The 15,529-nt window shown below is 61.4% G+C and carries 17 protein-coding genes; 14 read left to right on the forward strand and 3 right to left on the reverse strand.

Going from position 1 to position 15,529, the window contains the following annotated elements; translation table 11 throughout:
• The first annotated feature begins 168 nt into the window (after positions 1 to 168).
• From trxB to infA, 4 genes are all read left to right on the forward strand, one after another.
• A complete protein-coding gene (trxB, locus tag PIN01S_RS08565; RefSeq protein WP_084335241.1) occupies positions 169 to 1,116 on the forward strand; it encodes a thioredoxin-disulfide reductase in 948 nt (315 codons plus the stop codon).
• Positions 1,117 to 1,152: 36 nt separating this feature from the next.
• Positions 1,153 to 1,902, forward strand: a complete 750-nt coding sequence (aat, locus tag PIN01S_RS08570) for a leucyl/phenylalanyl-tRNA--protein transferase (RefSeq protein WP_084335242.1) — start codon at positions 1,153 to 1,155, stop codon at positions 1,900 to 1,902.
• Positions 1,903 to 1,956: 54 nt separating this feature from the next.
• On the forward strand, positions 1,957 to 2,664 hold the full coding sequence (locus PIN01S_RS08575; RefSeq protein WP_084335243.1) for an arginyltransferase: 708 nt from the start codon (positions 1,957 to 1,959) through the stop codon (positions 2,662 to 2,664).
• 101 nt (positions 2,665 to 2,765) lie between these two features.
• The gene (gene infA, locus PIN01S_RS08580; protein WP_002553999.1) at positions 2,766 to 2,984 is read left to right on the forward strand and encodes a translation initiation factor IF-1; all 219 of its coding nucleotides are present in this window, start codon (positions 2,766 to 2,768) and stop codon (positions 2,982 to 2,984) included.
• A gap of 60 nt (positions 2,985 to 3,044) precedes the next feature.
• Here infA and clpA read toward each other — a convergent pair whose 3' ends face one another.
• On the reverse strand, positions 3,045 to 5,312 hold the full coding sequence (gene clpA, locus PIN01S_RS08585; RefSeq protein WP_084335244.1) for an ATP-dependent Clp protease ATP-binding subunit ClpA: 2,268 nt from the start codon (positions 5,310 to 5,312) through the stop codon (positions 3,045 to 3,047).
• Between the two features lie 29 nt (positions 5,313 to 5,341).
• Positions 5,342 to 5,704 carry an ATP-dependent Clp protease adapter ClpS gene (gene clpS / locus PIN01S_RS08590; RefSeq protein ID WP_084335245.1) on the reverse strand — a complete coding sequence of 121 codons (363 nt, stop codon included), beginning with the start codon at positions 5,702 to 5,704 and terminating at the stop codon, positions 5,342 to 5,344.
• A gap of 224 nt (positions 5,705 to 5,928) precedes the next feature.
• Between clpS and cspD the strand changes: the two genes are divergently transcribed.
• On the forward strand, positions 5,929 to 6,201 hold the full coding sequence (gene cspD / locus PIN01S_RS08595) for a cold shock domain-containing protein CspD (RefSeq protein ID WP_084335334.1): 273 nt from the start codon (positions 5,929 to 5,931) through the stop codon (positions 6,199 to 6,201).
• Between the two features lie 65 nt (positions 6,202 to 6,266).
• On the opposite strand, the gene icd is transcribed toward cspD, so the two are convergent.
• On the reverse strand, positions 6,267 to 7,523 hold the full coding sequence (icd, locus tag PIN01S_RS08600) for an NADP-dependent isocitrate dehydrogenase (protein ID WP_084335246.1): 1,257 nt from the start codon (positions 7,521 to 7,523) through the stop codon (positions 6,267 to 6,269).
• Positions 7,524 to 7,832: 309 nt separating this feature from the next.
• Between icd and PIN01S_RS08605 the strand changes: the two genes are divergently transcribed.
• From PIN01S_RS08605 to PIN01S_RS08645, 9 genes are all read left to right on the forward strand, one after another.
• A complete protein-coding gene (locus PIN01S_RS08605; RefSeq protein WP_084335247.1) occupies positions 7,833 to 8,279 on the forward strand; it encodes an NUDIX hydrolase in 447 nt (148 codons plus the stop codon).
• A gap of 64 nt (positions 8,280 to 8,343) precedes the next feature.
• Complete coding sequence (gene mnmA / locus PIN01S_RS08610) at positions 8,344 to 9,462, forward strand: tRNA 2-thiouridine(34) synthase MnmA (protein WP_084335248.1); 1,119 nt, start codon at positions 8,344 to 8,346, stop codon at positions 9,460 to 9,462.
• Positions 9,459 to 10,079: a high frequency lysogenization protein HflD gene (gene hflD / locus PIN01S_RS08615; protein ID WP_084335249.1), complete on the forward strand. Its 621-nt coding sequence runs from the start codon at positions 9,459 to 9,461 to the stop codon at positions 10,077 to 10,079. Before mnmA ends, hflD begins: the two co-directional genes overlap by 4 nt.
• The gene (locus PIN01S_RS08620; protein WP_084335250.1) at positions 10,079 to 10,945 is read left to right on the forward strand and encodes a DMT family transporter; all 867 of its coding nucleotides are present in this window, start codon (positions 10,079 to 10,081) and stop codon (positions 10,943 to 10,945) included. The genes hflD and PIN01S_RS08620 overlap by 1 nt, the downstream gene beginning before the upstream one ends.
• 85 nt (positions 10,946 to 11,030) lie before the next feature.
• Positions 11,031 to 12,401 (forward strand): adenylosuccinate lyase, encoded by a 1,371-nt coding sequence (purB, locus tag PIN01S_RS08625; RefSeq protein ID WP_084335251.1) that lies wholly within the window; start codon positions 11,031 to 11,033, stop codon positions 12,399 to 12,401.
• Between the two features lie 60 nt (positions 12,402 to 12,461).
• Positions 12,462 to 13,628: a ribosomal protein uL16 3-hydroxylase gene (locus tag PIN01S_RS08630; RefSeq protein ID WP_084335252.1), complete on the forward strand. Its 1,167-nt coding sequence runs from the start codon at positions 12,462 to 12,464 to the stop codon at positions 13,626 to 13,628.
• Complete coding sequence (locus tag PIN01S_RS08635; protein WP_084335253.1) at positions 13,621 to 14,046, forward strand: GNAT family N-acetyltransferase; 426 nt, start codon at positions 13,621 to 13,623, stop codon at positions 14,044 to 14,046. Before PIN01S_RS08630 ends, PIN01S_RS08635 begins: the two co-directional genes overlap by 8 nt.
• Positions 14,047 to 14,052: 6 nt before the next feature.
• On the forward strand, positions 14,053 to 14,688 hold the full coding sequence (locus PIN01S_RS08640; protein WP_084335254.1) for a DUF7931 domain-containing protein: 636 nt from the start codon (positions 14,053 to 14,055) through the stop codon (positions 14,686 to 14,688).
• On the forward strand, positions 14,685 to 15,494 hold the full coding sequence (locus PIN01S_RS08645; protein WP_084335255.1) for a secretin N-terminal domain-containing protein: 810 nt from the start codon (positions 14,685 to 14,687) through the stop codon (positions 15,492 to 15,494). Before PIN01S_RS08640 ends, PIN01S_RS08645 begins: the two co-directional genes overlap by 4 nt.
• Positions 15,495 to 15,529 lie beyond the last annotated feature (35 nt).

The raw sequence follows: 15,529 nt of genomic DNA on the forward strand, positions 1-15,529 counted from the left end.
ACGCCCCTATTGTACGGGTTTGCTCGCCCGATGCCACGCCGGACCAGACCCTGCCGGCGCGTTTTGCCGCCCTCTCCTGCTTCGGTGTAGCATAGCCGGCAGCATCGTCCGGGCGGCTCAATTGGAGCACGCATTTTCTTTTGTGACAAAGGCTTATGAGGTGTTTTTATGAGTGAAGTCAAGCATTCGCGACTGATAATCCTGGGCTCCGGCCCCGCTGGATACAGCGCCGCCGTCTACGCAGCCCGGGCAAACCTCAAGCCCGTGGTCATAACCGGCATCCAGCCGGGCGGCCAGCTCACCACCACGACCGAAGTGGACAACTGGCCCGGTGACGTCGAAGGGCTGACTGGCCCCGCCCTGATGGAGCGCATGCAGAAGCACGCCGAGCGCTTCGACACCGAGATCGTCTACGACCATATCCATACTGCCGAGTTGCAACAGCGCCCGTTTATCCTCAAGGGCGACAGCGCTACCTATAGCTGTGATGCACTTATCATTGCGACCGGCGCCTCGGCTCAATATCTCGGCCTGCCCTCGGAAGAGGCGTTCGCCGGCAAAGGCGTTTCCGCCTGCGCCACCTGCGATGGCTTTTTCTATCGCAACCAGGTCGTCTGCGTGATCGGCGGCGGCAACACAGCCGTGGAAGAGGCGCTCTACCTCTCCAACATCGCCAAGGAAGTACACCTGATCCATCGCCGCGACAAGCTGCGCGCCGAAAAGATTCTGCAAGACAAACTGTTCGAGAAGGCCGCCAACGGTAATATCCGCCTGCATTGGAACCACACCCTGGAAGAAGTATTGGGTGACGCCAGCGGTGTGACCGGCGTGCGCCTGAAAGACACCCAGAACGGGGAAAACAAGGAACTCCAACTGGCCGGCGTTTTCATCGCTATCGGCCACAAGCCCAACACCGACCTGTTCAAGGGCCAACTGGAAATGCGCGACGGCTATCTGGTCATCCAGGGCGGAAGCGAGGGTAATGCCACCGCCACCAATATCGAAGGCGTCTTCGCGGCGGGCGATGTAGCCGACCACGTTTATCGCCAAGCCATCACCTCCGCCGGTGCCGGCTGCATGGCCGCACTGGATGTCGAGAAATACCTCGACAAATGACGATCAGGCGGGCGCGAGCGCCCGCCCTCCCCCTCCATGCTGACCTGGCTGAAACGCGACGACCTGATCTTTCCGCCCCTGGAACGGGCCTTGCGCGAACCCAACGGGCTGCTCGCTGCCGGTGGCGACCTTTCTGCTGATCGTTTGATCCAGGCCTACCGTCATGGCTGCTTCCCCTGGTACCAGGACGGCCAGCCCATTCTCTGGTGGTCACCCGACCCGAGAACGGTTCTGTTTCCCGATGAATTCCATCTTTCCCGGAGCCTGGCGAAATGTATACGCCAGGGCCACTATCGGGTGACTTTCGACCGGGACTTCCCAGCCGTCATCCGTGCTTGCGCAGCTCCCCGGGACTACGCCGACGGCACCTGGATTACCGAGGCAATGCAGAATGCCTACCTGGCCCTGCATCAACGCGGCGTCGCCCATTCGGTCGAAGTCTGGCAAGACGACCAACTGGTCGGCGGGCTCTACGGGCTGGCCATGGGGCAGCTATTTTTCGGCGAATCCATGTTCAGCCGAGCGGATAACGCCTCGAAGGTCGGTTTCGCCACGCTGGTGGCGCACCTGAAGCACTGGGGGTTCGTCCTGATCGATTGCCAGATGCCAACCCAGCACCTGCAGAGCTTTGGCGCTCGCCCTATCTCTAGGACCGAGTTCGCCCGCTATCTGAGGCACCATCTGGATCGACCCAGCGCAGCGGACTGGACTGTCTCGCTGGCCCCCGGCGCAACGAATACCAGTACAGTCAGTCAAAAAAACACACCACCAACCTCGGAGTGGTAGGCGCATCCCAGCGCCTGACATACACTTGCTCTAGGGTTTCCCCGAGGGTTGACCATGACCGAGCTGGCTCGTCTCAAGTTTTACGCCACTCAGCCCCATCCATGCAGCTACCTGCCCGAAGAACAGGCCACGACCCTGTTCCTCGACCCAAGCCAGCCGATGGATGTGGACGTCTATGCCGAACTTTCGGAAATGGGTTTCCGGCGCAGCGGCGACCACCTCTACCGCCCCCACTGCCAGCGCTGCACGGCTTGCGTACCCGCGCGCATCCCTGTCGACAAGTTCATCCCTAATCGCCAGCAGCGGCGCATTCTCAAGCGCAACATGGACCTGCAGGTTCGTCCGGTACGCCCCAATTTCAATGAAGAGCTCTACGCCCTCTACGTGCGCTACATCGAACAACGCCATGCCGATGGAGACATGTATCCGCCCAGCCGCGACCAGTTCGCCACTTTCCTCGTCCGCGACCTCCCCTTCGCTCGCTTCTACGAGTTCCGACTAGCCGGACGGCTGGTAGCCGTTGCGGTGACGGACGTTCTGCCTAACGGATTATCGGCCGTCTACACCTTCTACGATCCAGACGAAGAGCGTCGCAGCCTGGGTCGTTACGCCATCCTCTGGCAGATCGGCGAGACCGCACGACTCGGCCTCCATGCGGTCTATCTCGGGTACTGGATCAAGAATTGTCGCAAGATGAATTACAAGACCCAGTACCGTCCGATCGAACTGTTCGTCAACCAACGCTGGGTCACTCTGACCTGAAGCCCTTGGCGGCAAGACAGGTTTTCGGGCACAATGCACGCCGCTTTCGCCTGGGGCCAGTTCGCACCGGGCCATTCATTCGAGACCGAGGGCTTTACTGCATGTCGAAAGAAGACAGCTTCGAAATGGAAGGCACTGTCGTCGACACCCTGCCCAACACCATGTTCCGTGTGGAGTTGGAAAACGGGCACGTCGTTACCGCGCATATCTCTGGCAAAATGCGCAAGAACTACATTCGCATCCTTACTGGCGACAAGGTCCGCGTCGAACTGACGCCCTACGACCTGAGCAAGGGCCGCATCACCTATCGCGCCCGCTAAGCGAGTCGAATGGAAAACGCCCGGCATTGCCGGGCGTTTTCGTTTTGCTGCCTAAGTGGATCAAGCCAGTTCGGCGGTCGTTTCGTAGTCGAAGCTCAGCTCGCCATCCTTGATATCGATGTGCACAATGCCGCCATGCTCGGCCAATTCGCCGAACAGGATCTCTTCGGCCAGCGGACGCTTGATCTTGTCCTGGATCAGGCGAGCCATCGGACGAGCGCCCATCTGCACATCGTAACCCCGCTCCGCCAGCCAGCCGCGCGCCGAATCGGTGACGTCGAGCTGCACGCGCTTGTCCTCCAACTGCGCCTGCAGCTCGGTGAGGAACTTGTCGACAATGCTCTTGATCACTTCGTGGCTCAACCGGCCGAACTGGATGATGGTATCCAGGCGGTTGCGGAATTCCGGCGTGAAGCTCTTCTTGATCACTTCCATCGCATCCGAGGAATGATCCTGCTGGGTGAAACCGATGGACGCCCGCGCAGCCGTTTCTGCCCCGGCATTGGTGGTCATGATCAGGATGACGTTGCGGAAGTCCGCCTTGCGCCCGTTGTTATCGGTCAGGGTGCCATGGTCCATCACCTGCAACAGCAGGTTGAAGACTTCCGGGTGCGCCTTCTCGATCTCATCCAGCAGCAGCACGCAGTGCGGCATCTTGGTGATCGCCTCGGTCAGCAGGCCACCCTGGTCGAACCCGACGTATCCGGGTGGCGCCCCGATCAGACGGGACACCGTATGCCGCTCCATGTACTCGGACATATCGAAGCGGATCAATTCGATGCCCAGTGCCTTGGCCAATTGCCGTGCCGCCTCCGTCTTACCGACGCCGGTCGGACCAGCGAAGAGGAAGGAGCCCACCGGCTTGTCCGGTGCCTTGAGGCCGGCGCGGGACAGCTTGATGGCCGTGGCCAGCGAATCGATAGCCGCATCCTGGCCGAATACCGTAAGTTTCAGGTCGCGCTCGAGATTACGCAGCAGCTCTTTGTCAGAGCTGTTCACGTGCTTCGGCGGAATTCGGGCGATCTTCGCCACGATATCCTCGACCTGGGCCACCTCGATGCGCTTCAGGCGTTTGTCTTCAGGCTGTAAGCGCTGATAGGCACCGGCCTCGTCGATCACATCGATCGCCTTGTCCGGCATGTGGCGATCGTTGATGTAACGGGCAGCTAGCTCTGCGGCCGCACGCAGCGCCTCATCGCTGTACTCGATGTGATGGTGCTGCTCGAAGCGGGCTTTCAGCCCCTTGAGGATTCCATAGGTGTCATCGACCGACGGCTCGGTCACGTCGACCTTCTGAAAGCGTCGAGCCAAGGCGCGGTCCTTCTCGAAGATGCCGCGGAATTCCTGGAAAGTGGTCGAGCCAATGCAGCGGATCTCGCCGGAGGAAAGCAGCGGCTTGAGCAGGTTCGACGCATCCATCACGCCACCGGAGGCCGCACCGGCACCGATGATGGTGTGAATTTCGTCGATGAAGAGAATCGCATGGGGCCGCTTGCGCAGCTCGTTGAGCAATGCCTTGAAGCGCTTCTCGAAGTCGCCGCGGTATTTGGTCCCCGCCAGCAACGCACCCAGGTCGAGTGAATACACCACGCTGTCGGAAAGCAGATCAGGCACCTGGCCATCGACAATCCGCTTGGCGAGACCTTCGGCAATGGCAGTCTTGCCGACACCGGCCTCACCGACCAGTAATGGATTGTTCTTGCGACGACGTGCCAGGATCTGGGCAACGCGCTCCACTTCGGATTCGCGCCCGACCAGCGGATCGATACGCCCCTGCCTGGCCAGCTCGTTCAGGTTGCTGGCGTAAGCATCCAGAGGATGGCCGGCAGAGGAGGCTTCGCCGCCCTCCTCGTCCTGCATGTCCTCATTGTCGGGTTGCTCGTTATGGCCTGGCACCTTGGAAATACCGTGAGCGATGTAGTTGACGACGTCGATGCGGGCCACGCTCTGCTGTTTGAGCAGAAAGACCGCCTGGCTTTCCTGCTCGCTGAAGATCGCCACCAGCACGTTGGCGCCGGTTACCTCGCGCTTGCCGGAACTCTGCACATGGAAGACCGCCCGCTGCAGAACCCTCTGGAATCCCAGGGTCGGCTGAGTCTCGCGGTCCTCATCGTGTTGCGGAATCAACGGCGTGGTGGAATCGATGAACTCCTGCAGATCGCGCCGCAGCTTCTCCAGGTTGGACCCGCAGGCGCGCAGAACAGTTGCAGCGGCTTCGTTATCCAGCAGGGCCAGCAGGAGATGCTCAACCGTCATGAATTCATGGCGCTTGGAGCGAGCCTCCTTGAAGGCAAGATTGAGGGTGACTTCGAGCTCACGGTTCAACATAGCTTCACCTCATACCCAAGCGGTCGGCGTTAACCGTCCTTCTCGATCTCACAGAGTAGCGGATGCTGGCTTTCCCTGGCGTACTGGTTGACCTGCATGGCCTTGGTCTCGGCGATATCGCGGGTAAACACTCCGCACACCGCCCGCCCCTCGGTATGGACGGTCAACATGATCTTGGTGGCCAGCTCCCGATTCAGGTTGAAAAACACCTCGAGCACCTCAACCACGAAATCCATGGGTGTGTAGTCATCGTTGAACATTACCACCTTGTACATCGGCGGCGCCTGCAACGTCGGCTTGGCTTCCTGTACGGCCAGGCCGGAGGAGTCGTCCTCATGCGTATCGGGACGGTCCTGATTGAATGTTAGTCGAATCTGACTGCTTGCACGCATGCTGGAAAAAAGCTTCTGGTTGGATGAACACGGCTGCTTAGAGGGATTTTGACCGGCTTCTCAGCCAGGCGCAGCATTGTCTTGACTATCGGCAAAACAGTGTTACAAACAGAGGATACCCACTTAGGCGGGTACCAGGGGTTCCGCATCTGTCGACATGAGTCGGCGCGCGGAGTCGAAGTGGATGATACTCCATGATGGAGTCCTTGCAGAGGGATATCAGCATGCTCAGCGGTAAGGTCAAGTGGTTCAACAACGCCAAGGGCTATGGATTCATCCTGGCTGACGGCCGAGATGAGGACCTATTCGCCCACTACTCGGCAATCCAAATGGACGGCTACAAAACCCTTAAAGCCGGTCAACTCGTGCGTTTCGATATCCTGCAAGGTCCGAAGGGCCTGCACGCTATCAACATCTGCGCCGTCAATGCGACCGCCGATGAAGCCGCACCCGCAGTGGCCAGTAGCCAGACCCAGAGCAACCCGGTCGAAGCCTAGGCCGGAGATCGCTCAAATTGAAAAGGCCGGTCATTCGACCGGCCTTTTTGTTACCGCTTATCGGCTCACATGTGCGAGATCATGGCGTCGCCGAACTCGGAGCAAGACATCAGCTTGGCGCCGTCCATCAGACGCTCGAAGTCGTAGGTCACGGTCTTCGCGCCGATGGCGCCGTTCATGCCCTTGATGATCAGGTCGGCGGCTTCGCCCCAACCCATGTGGCGCAGCATCATCTCGGCAGAGAGGATGACCGAACCCGGGTTGACCTTGTCCTGGCCAGCATACTTCGGCGCAGTACCGTGCGTAGCTTCGAACATGGCCACGGAGTCGGACAGGTTGGCCCCCGGCGCGATACCGATACCACCCACCTCGGCCGCCAAGGCGTCGGACAGGTAGTCGCCGTTCAGGTTGAGGGTGGCGATCACGTCGTATTCAGCCGGACGCAGCAGAATCTGCTGCAGCATGGCGTCGGCGATCACGTCCTTGACCACGATATTCTTGCCGGTCTTCGGGTTCTTGAACTGCATCCACGGGCCGCCGTCCAGCAGCTCGGCGCCGAACTCGTCGCGAGCGATTTCGTAGCCCCACTCTTTGAAGGCACCTTCGGTGAACTTCATGATGTTGCCCTTGTGAACGATGGTCACGGAGCTGCGATCATTGTCCACGGCGTACTGCAGGGCCTTGCGAACCAGACGCTTGGTACCGGCTTCGGAAACCGGCTTGATGCCGATACCGCACATGTCGGTGAAGCGGATCTTCTTGACGCCCATTTCCTCGGTGAGGAACTTGATGATCTTCTCGGCTTCCGGGGTGCCGGCTTTCCATTCGACGCCGGCGTAGATGTCTTCGGAGTTCTCGCGGAAGATCACCATGTCCACGTTGCCGGGTTTCTTCACCGGGCTGGGCACACCTTCGAACCAGCGCACCGGGCGCAGGCAGACGTAGAGATCCAGCTCCTGGCGCAGGGCCACGTTCAGCGAGCGGATGCCACCACCGACCGGGGTGGTCAGCGGGCCCTTGATGGAGACGACGTAGTCACGCACCGCCTCGAGGGTTTCTTTCGGCAGCCAGGTGTCCTGGTCGTATACCTGGGTCGCTTTCTCGCCGGCGTAGACTTCCATCCAGGCAATCTTGCGCTCGCCGCCGTAGGCTTTCTCGACGGCGGCATCCACCACCTTGATCATCACCGGGCTGATATCGACACCGATGCCGTCACCCTCGATGAACGGGATGATCGGGTTGTTCGGCACGTTCAGGGACATGTCGGCATTAACGGTGATTTTGTCACCGTTCGCAGGCACCTGGATCTTTTGGTATCCCATGCTGGACTCCGTTGTTTTTCGTGGTCTGACATCCTGCCACGCGGATGGCGTGGCAGATGGATCTTTGGGTCGCGGAAAGGCGGGCCATTCTTGTAGTTTTTCTACAGAAAGTCACGCATTTTCCACTACCCGCCATAGCGGGAAACAGACGCTAGCCCTTCCCGCACAGTGCTTTCGCAAACATGTAGTCGTAGCCACACGAATGCTACAAGTCTTGAGTGGGGCGCCCTTCATCCTAGCAGCTCAACCTTGGATTGCCCCTTCCCTCATGGAGGTAGGTAACATGCCGACACTCAGACGGAGAAACCTATGCGCTTTACCCCCCATGTCACAGTTGCCACCGTGGTGGAAGACCAGGGCCGCTTTCTTCTGGTCGAGGAAGTCGCCGATGGGCGCGCCGTATTTAACCAGCCTGCTGGCCATTTGGAAGCCGACGAAAGTCTCACACAGGCAGCCTTGCGCGAAACCCTCGAAGAAACCGGCTGGGATGTGGAGCTGACCGCGGTCACCGGAATCTACCTGTACACCGCCCCCAGCAATGGCGTGACCTACCAGCGTGTCTGCTTCGCGGCCCGCCCGCTACGCCAGCGCCAGAATCATCTGCTGGATGAAGGCATCATCGGCCCGCGCTGGCTCACCCGCGAGGAACTCGCTGCACAACCCGAACGCTGGCGGAGCGAACTGGTGCTGCGCTGTATCGATGACTACCTCGTCAAGGAACGCTACCCGCTGGAACTGATCCGGGATTCCGCCTGAGTCGCCCTCCCGACCCCGGCCCTGATAGAATCGTCGTCTTTTCATGCAGTCAGCATTCAGACCTATGCACGATCCAGCCCATACCCGCGTCATCGTCGGCATGTCCGGCGGTGTGGACTCGTCCGTTTCCGCCCTCCTGCTGCTCGAGCAGGGATATCAGGTGGAAGGCCTGTTCATGAAGAACTGGGAAGAGGATGACGGCACCGAATACTGCACCGCCAAGGAAGACCTGGCCGACGCACAGGCCGTCTGCGACAAGATCGGCATCAAGCTGCACACCGCCAACTTCGCGGCCGAGTACTGGGATAACGTCTTCGAACACTTCCTCGCAGAATACAAGGCCGGGCGCACACCGAATCCGGACATCCTTTGCAATCGCGAGATCAAATTCAAGGCCTTCCTCGACTATGCATTGATGCTGGGCGCCGACCTGATCGCGACCGGTCATTATGTGCGCCGGCGCGACATCGACGGTCGCACCGAACTCCTCAAGGGGCTGGACCCGAACAAGGACCAGAGCTACTTCCTCCACGCCGTCGGCGGCGAACAGATCGCCCGCACGCTGTTCCCGGTCGGCGAACTGGAAAAACCCGAGGTCCGCGCCATCGCCGAACGCTATGGCCTGGCCACGGCAAAGAAAAAGGATTCCACCGGCATCTGCTTCATCGGTGAGCGCCGCTTCAGCGACTTCCTCAAGCAATACCTGCCGGCCCAGCCCGGCAACATCGAAACCACCGACGGCGAAGTCATCGGCCGCCATCACGGCCTGATGTACCACACCATCGGCCAGCGCCAGGGCCTCGGCATTGGCGGCATGAAGGACGCCAGCGATGAGCCCTGGTATGTGCTGGCCAAGGACGTGGCCCGCAATGTCCTGGTGGTCGGCCAGGGCAACGAACATCCCTGGCTGTTCTCCCGGGCACTGTCTGCATCCGAGATTTTCTGGGTCAACCCGGTGGACCTGAACAGCCCGCGCCGTCTGACGGCGAAAGTGCGCTACCGCCAGAGCGACCAGGCCTGCACGTTGGAGCGGACCGCAGACGGCTATCGGGCGATCTTCGACGAGCCGCAGCGGGCCGTCACTCCGGGGCAGTCCGTGGTGTTCTACGACGGAGAGGTATGCCTGGGTGGCGGCGTGATCGAAACGGCCACGCCGTGGGATGACGAGGTGCGCCGTCCATGACTCCGACCCAGGAACAACTGGTGGCGCTCGGCGCGGTGTTCAACGCCGCCGCACTGGCGGACAAGGTCGCCAAGACCGGCCAGATCAGCGAAGCAGCTCTGGGCTGCATGCTCGGCAGCCTGTTGGTGCGCGATCCCAAGGACACCCTGGAGGTCTACGGCGGAGACGACCTCAACCTGCGTGAGGGCTACCGCGCCCTGGCCAGCGCCCTGGAGCGCGATCCGACCAGTTTGCAGCGCGAGCCCCTGCGCTATGCGCTGGGCCTGCTCGGCCTGGAGCGCCAACTGGCCAAGCGCGACGACATGCTGCAAGTGATCGGCAGCCGTCTCGATCAGATCCAGCAGCAGGTGCAGCATTTCGGGCTGACGCACGAGAATGTGATCGCGGCCTGCGGCGGACTCTACCAGGACACGCTGAGCACCTTTCGCCAGCGCATCCAGGTCCATGGCGACATGCGCTACCTGCAGCAGGCCGGCAATGCGGCGAAAATCCGCGCCCTGCTCCTGGCCGGCATTCGCTCCGCCCGCCTCTGGCGCCAACTGGGCGGCAACCGCTGGCAACTGGTTTTCGGCCGGCGCAAGCTGCTGACGAACCTCTACCCGCTACTTCGCGGCTGATGAGCGAGCCGACCAGCCGCTCCATTCGCCCCGTGCAAGGGGCGTTACTGCTGGCTCTTTCCGCCCTGCTCTTTTCGCTGATGGGTGTCGCCATCCGCGAAGCATCGAGCACCATCGGCAATGAGTCCGTGGTGTTCTTCCGCAACCTCGTTGGCGTGCTGTTTTTCGTTCCCCTGATTCTACTGCGCGGCATTCGACCGTTGAGAACGAGTCGCCTGAAATCGCACCTGTGGCGAACCGCCTTCGGCCTCGCGGCGATGTACTGCTTCTTCTACGCCATCGCCCACCTGCCCCTGGCAGATGCGATGCTTTTCACCTATTCGGCCCCCGTGTTCACGCCGCTGATCGCCTGGCTCTGGCTCAAGGAGCCGATCAACCGGCGCATGTTGGTCGCCACGAGCATCGGCCTCGCCGGGGTACTGCTGGTCTCCAGGCCCTCCACCGCGCTGTTCGGCGGCCAGGCGCTAGTTGGCATGGCTGCCAGCATACTGGCCGCTCTGGCGTTCGTTTCCATCCGAGAGATGAGCGACACCGAGCCAGCCTACCGCATGGTCTTCTACTTCTCGCTGTTCAGCGCGCTGATCTCAGCCATCCCCTTGAGTTGGGCCTGGCAACCTCTCGACAGCCATGAACTGGGGCTGCTGCTCGTCGCCGGCCTGCTCGCCACCAGCAGCCAGATCGTCATGACCAAGGCATACAGCCTCGCACCGCCCGGCATGATCGGCCCGGTCGCCTACCTGGCCATCGTCTTCGCCGGCATTATCGCCTGGCTGCGCTGGGGAGAAACCCCGGAACCGCTCTCGCTGATCGGCGCGGCGCTGATTTTCTCCGCCAGCCTGATCGCGATCCCCCGACGGATACGCTGACGGACGCCAACCTCGCCGCGGCCCTGGCGCCGAATTCGTGTATGATATGCGCCCTTTTCGTTGCCCGATGCCCGAGAACGCCCCCATGCAGCTCTCTTCGCTCACCGCGGTTTCCCCCGTCGATGGCCGCTATGCCGGCAAAACCAGCGCTCTGCGCCCGATCTTCAGCGAATTTGGCCTGGTCCGCTTCCGTGTCATGGTGGAAGTCCGTTGGCTCCAGCGCCTCGCCGCCCATGCCGGTATTCCTGAAGTCGCGCCCTTCTCCGCCGAAGCCAATGCCTTGCTGAACAGCCTGGCCGACGATTTCCAACTGGAGCATGCCGAGCGCGTCAAGGAAATCGAGCGCACCACCAACCACGACGTCAAGGCCGTCGAGTACCTGCTCAAGGAGCAGGTCGCTGCACTGCCGGAACTGGCCAAGGTCAGCGAATTCATCCATTTCGCCTGCACCTCCGAAGACATCAATAACCTGTCCCACGCCCTGATGCTCCGCGAAGGCCGCGATAATGTCCTGCTGCCGCTGATGCGCCAGATCGCCGGTGCCATTCGCGAACTGGCCGTGCGCTTCGCCGACGTGCCGATGCTTTCGCGCACCCACGGCCAACCGGCCTCACCGACCACCCTGGGCAAGGAACTGGCCAACGTGGTCTACCGCCTGGAGCGCCAGATCGCCCAAGTCGCCGCCGTGCCGCTGCTGGGCAAGATCAACGGTGCCGTGGGCAATTACAATGCCCACCTTTCGGCCTACCCGGACATCGACTGGGAAGCCAATGCCCGCGAATTCATCGAGGGCGACCTGGGCCTGACCTGGAACCCCTACACCACCCAGATCGAGCCGCACGACTACATTGCCGAGCTGTTCGATGTCATCGCCCGCTTCAACACCATCCTGATCGACTTCGATCGCGATGTGTGGGGCTATATCTCCCTCGGCTACTTCAAGCAGAAGACCGTCGCGGGCGAGATCGGCTCCTCGACCATGCCGCACAAGGTCAACCCGATCGACTTCGAGAACTCCGAAGGCAACCTGGGCATCGCCAATGCGCTGTTCCAACATCTGGCCAGCAAGCTGCCGATCTCCCGCTGGCAGCGCGACCTGACCGACTCCACCGTTCTGCGCAACCTCGGCGTCGGCTTCGCCCATAGCGTCATTGCCTATGAGGCAACTCTCAAAGGAATCAGCAAGTTGGAGCTGAATGCTCAACGAATCGCTGAAGACCTGGATGCCTGCTGGGAAGTCCTCGCCGAGCCGATCCAGACCGTGATGCGCCGCTACGCCATCGAGAACCCCTACGAGAAGCTGAAGGAACTGACACGCGGCAAGGGCATCAGCCCCGAAGCCCTAAAAGCCTTCATCGATGGCCTGGATATTCCGGCTACCGCCAAGGCCGAGCTGCACAAACTGACACCGGCCAGCTACATCGGTAACGCCTCCGCCCAGGCCAAGCGCATCTGATCGATACCTCTCTTTTGCACGCCCGGCTGTGCCGGGCGTTTTTATTTCAAGGGCTTAGCCATGAATCCTGATACTCCACTGCAACTGCTCGGCGGCCTGACATCCCGCGAATTCCTGCGCGACTACTGGCAGCAGAAACCCCTCCTGATCCGCCAGGCCCTGCCCGGCTTCGAAAGCCCGATCACGCCGGACGAACTGGCCGGCCTCTCCCTCGAAGAAGAAGTCGAATCGCGATTGGTCATCGAACATGGCGAGCGTCCGTGGGAATTGCGCCGCGGTCCGTTCGCCGAAGACACCTTCAGTCAACTGCCGGAGCGCGAATGGACGCTGCTGGTACAGGCGGTCGATCAGTTCGTTCCCGAAGTCGCCGAATTGCTGGAGCATTTCCGTTTCCTGCCGAGCTGGCGCATCGACGACGTCATGATCAGCTTCGCCGCACCTGGCGGCGGTGTCGGCCCGCACTATGACAATTACGACGTGTTCCTGCTCCAAGCCCACGGTCGTCGCCACTGGCGGATCGGCCAGATGTGCGATGCAGACAGCCCGCTCCTGGAGCACTCGGACCTGCGTATTCTTTCCGACTTTCAGGGCACCGACGAATGGGTACTGGAGCCCGGCGACATGCTTTACCTCCCGCCGCGCCTGGCACATCTGGGTACTGCGGTGGATGACTGCATGACCTACTCGGTCGGCTTCCGCGCGCCCAGCGCCGCCGAAGTACTGACCCACTTCACCGACTTCCTCGCCCAATTCCTGCCGGATGAAGATCGCTACAGCGATGCCGGAATCGAGCCGAGCGGAGACCCGCACCAGATTCAGCTCGACGCGCTGGACCGCCTGAAAGCTTTGCTGCAGGAGCATATGAGCGACGAGCGGCTACTGCTCACCTGGTTCGGCCAGTTCATGACCGAGCCGCGCTATCCCGAACTGGTCGCGGGCGAGGAGCTGCAACTGGACGATTTCATCCAGGCCCTGGAAGACGGCGCCGTCCTGGTACGCAACCCCAGCGCACGCCTGGCATGGAGCGAAGTGGACATCGGCCTGCTGCTGTTCGCCAGCGGTCAGAGCCGGTTGCTGCCGAGCCATTTGCGTGAATTGTTGAAGTCGATCTGCTCGGCCGATGCGTTGCATCTGGATAATCTCGGTCAATGGCTGGCCGACGAGGATGGGCGTAATCTTCTCTGGGAACTGGTCAAGCAAGGTAGTCTGGAGTTTGCCGATGAGTGATATCCATGTCCGCGTCGCCAGCTGGCAGAAGGATATTGCCGATCTCCGCCGTATCCGCGAGACCGTCTTCATCGCCGAGCAAGCGGTCCCGCCGGAGCTGGAATGGGACTCCGACGACGCCAACGCCGTGCACTTCCTGGCCTTCGAAGGCGACTACGCCATCGGTACTGCCCGCCTGTTGCCGGACGGCCACATCGGCCGGGTCGCCGTGCTCAAGGACTGGCGTGGTTTGAAAGTCGGCGATGCACTGCTGCGCGCGGTGATCGCCGAGGCCGAACGCCAAGGGCTGAAGGCGCAACGGCTGAGTGCCCAGGTCCACGCCACGCCGTTCTACGAAAAACACGGCTTCCGGATCGTCAGTGACGAATTCCTCGAAGCCGGCATTCCCCATGTGGACATGCTGCGCGAAAGCGCCTGAGGCTCCATGAACGAAGACGCCCCGCAAGGAACCGACCTGCCCGAGGAAGCCGAGCTTCCGGCCATCGAATTCCAGTCGCCGGGGCGCTTCGCCGTGCACAATCCGCAACCCGACCTGCCGGAAGCCGAGGCATGGGAATCCGCGCCCTTCCTGCTGGGCCGCCACGGCTCGCTGGAACGCTTCGCCCAGCCCCATGAAGCCAGGGCCCATGCTCTGGCTCTGCTGAGCCAGGCACAACGCAGCATCAACCTGTACAGCGACGACCTGGAGCCCTGGCTCTATCACCACAGCAGTATCCAGGATGTCTGTACCCGCTTTCTCCTGGTCCATCCGCGCAATCGCCTGCGCATACTGCTCCGCGATACCACTCGTGCGGTGAGAGATGGCCATCGCCTGATCACCCTGGCGCGACGGCTGTCGAGCAACTGCCAGATTCGCAAACTTCACCCGGACTACCCCACAGAGGAGTCCGCCTACCTGCTGATCGACGATCGCGGCCTCTTGCTGCGACCGCAGCTCGACCAGTATGCCGGCTATGCGCTGTACAACGACCCCGGACGGGTCCGTCTGCGCCAGGCGCAGTTCAACCAGGCCTGGGATACCAGCATTACCGACCCCGATCTACGGAGCTTCCTGCTATGACGCCACGCGCGCTGTTCGCTGCCCTGCTGCTCGCTGTCTGCCTGCCGCTACAGGCTGCAACGGAGGTCATCCCGCTCAACTACCGGACGGCCGAAGACGTCATGCCGGTGGTCCAGTCGGTGCTGGGTGGCGAAGGCAAGGTGACGGCCTACGGCAATCAACTGATCGTCAATGCATCGCCCGCTAAAATCCAAGAGCTTCGTGACCTCCTTTCCCAACTGGATACCCAACCGCGGCGTCTGCTGATCACCGTGGATACCAGCGACTCCAACTACCAAGACGACCGTGGCTATGCCGTCGACGGCACTATCAGCAGCGGCGGCGTGCGCATCGACAGTGGGCGCGGAGAAGTCAACGGCCGCGATCAGGTACGCATCATCCGCCGCAGCACCGACAGCCGCAGCGGAGGCACCCAGCAGGTCCAGGCGACCGAGGGCTACCCGGCGCTGATCCAGATCGGCCAAAGCGTTCCCCTCACCTCCACCAGCGTCGGACCATACGGCCAGGTCTACCAGGAAACGCACTACCGCAACGTCACCCAGGGCTTTTATGTCACCGCCAGCCTCACCGGCGATATCGTCCACGTGAGCATCAGCAGCAACCGCGACCGTTTGAGCCAGAACATGCCGGGTGCCATCGACATCCAGAGCACCGATACCCGCGTCAGCGGCCGGCTCGGTGAATGGATCACCCTGGGCGGCGTCAATGAAAGCAGCCAGGCCGATCAGAGCGGCTTCGTCCGCCGTCACAGCACCCAGGGACGCAACGACATGACCCTCCGCCTGAAAGTCGAAACCCTCGACTGAAGGTGTATTTTCTGACCGATCGGTCCCTACTAAAG

It is taken from the genome of Pseudomonas indica NBRC 103045, assembly GCF_002091635.1.
Lineage (GTDB): Bacteria > Pseudomonadota > Gammaproteobacteria > Pseudomonadales > Pseudomonadaceae > Pseudomonas_M > Pseudomonas_M indica.